Below are 1,785 nucleotides of genomic sequence, written 5' to 3'. Positions count from 1 at the left end.
GCTCTTTAACAATTTATCAGACAATCTGTGTGGGCACTCGCAAGACGATATCGAAGCCTGTTTCGGCAGGCAGAAGCAATATCAAAGTCTTGAAGAGTGACCAAAGCAGTACACATTTGAACTTCGGTTCGAATGCATATTTGCAGAAAGTAATCTTTGAGCATCGCTGCTTTTATTAGCAGCAAATCAAACAAATCTTAAATTGAAGAGTTTGATCATGGCTCAGATTGAACGCTGGCGGCAGGCCTAACACATGCAAGTCGAGCGGCAGCGGGAAGTAGTTTACTACTTTGCCGGCGAGCGGCGGACGGGTGAGTAATGTCTGGGGATCTGCCTGATGGAGGGGGATAACTACTGGAAACGGTAGCTAATACCGCATGACCTCGCAAGAGCAAAGTGGGGGACCTTCGGGCCTCACGCCATCGGATGAACCCAGATGGGATTAGCTAGTAGGTGGGGTAATGGCTCACCTAGGCGACGATCCCTAGCTGGTCTGAGAGGATGACCAGCCACACTGGAACTGAGACACGGTCCAGACTCCTACGGGAGGCAGCAGTGGGGAATATTGCACAATGGGCGCAAGCCTGATGCAGCCATGCCGCGTGTGTGAAGAAGGCCTTCGGGTTGTAAAGCACTTTCAGCGAGGAGGAAGGCAGTCGTGTTAATAGCACGATTGATTGACGTTACTCGCAGAAGAAGCACCGGCTAACTCCGTGCCAGCAGCCGCGGTAATACGGAGGGTGCAAGCGTTAATCGGAATTACTGGGCGTAAAGCGCACGCAGGCGGTTTGTTAAGTCAGATGTGAAATCCCCGCGCTTAACGTGGGAACTGCATTTGAAACTGGCAAGCTAGAGTCTTGTAGAGGGGGGTAGAATTCCAGGTGTAGCGGTGAAATGCGTAGAGATCTGGAGGAATACCGGTGGCGAAGGCGGCCCCCTGGACAAAGACTGACGCTCAGGTGCGAAAGCGTGGGGAGCAAACAGGATTAGATACCCTGGTAGTCCACGCTGTAAACGATGTCGACTTGGAGGTTGTGCCCTTGAGGCGTGGCTTCCGGAGCTAACGCGTTAAGTCGACCGCCTGGGGAGTACGGCCGCAAGGTTAAAACTCAAATGAATTGACGGGGGCCCGCACAAGCGGTGGAGCATGTGGTTTAATTCGATGCAACGCGAAGAACCTTACCTACTCTTGACATCCACGGAATTTAGCAGAGATGCTTTAGTGCCTTCGGGAACCGTGAGACAGGTGCTGCATGGCTGTCGTCAGCTCGTGTTGTGAAATGTTGGGTTAAGTCCCGCAACGAGCGCAACCCTTATCCTTTGTTGCCAGCACGTAATGGTGGGAACTCAAGGGAGACTGCCGGTGACAAACCGGAGGAAGGTGGGGATGACGTCAAGTCATCATGGCCCTTACGAGTAGGGCTACACACGTGCTACAATGGCAGATACAAAGTGAAGCGAACTCGCGAGAGCAAGCGGACCACATAAAGTCTGTCGTAGTCCGGATTGGAGTCTGCAACTCGACTCCATGAAGTCGGAATCGCTAGTAATCGTAGATCAGAATGCTACGGTGAATACGTTCCCGGGCCTTGTACACACCGCCCGTCACACCATGGGAGTGGGTTGCAAAAGAAGTAGGTAGCTTAACCTTCGGGAGGGCGCTTACCACTTTGTGATTCATGACTGGGGTGAAGTCGTAACAAGGTAACCGTAGGGGAACCTGCGGTTGGATCACCTCCTTACCTCACGATACGCATTGCGCAGTGTCCACACAGATTGTCTGAT

The 1,785-nt window shown here is 52.5% G+C and carries 1 rRNA gene; it reads left to right on the top strand.

The features are described 5' to 3' along the window. The first annotated feature begins 199 nt into the window (after positions 1–199). Positions 200–1,742: ribosomal RNA gene (locus tag AACW11_RS17265) — 16S ribosomal RNA — on the top strand. Positions 1,743–1,785: the final 43 nt, after the last annotated feature.

Source organism: Yersinia sp. Marseille-Q3913 (assembly GCF_963892745.1).
In the GTDB taxonomy this organism is placed as follows: Bacteria; Pseudomonadota; Gammaproteobacteria; order Enterobacterales; family Enterobacteriaceae; genus Yersinia; species Yersinia bercovieri.
The sequence above is the reverse complement of the archived record's forward strand: the minus strand, read 5'-3'. Positions and strand labels throughout refer to the sequence as shown.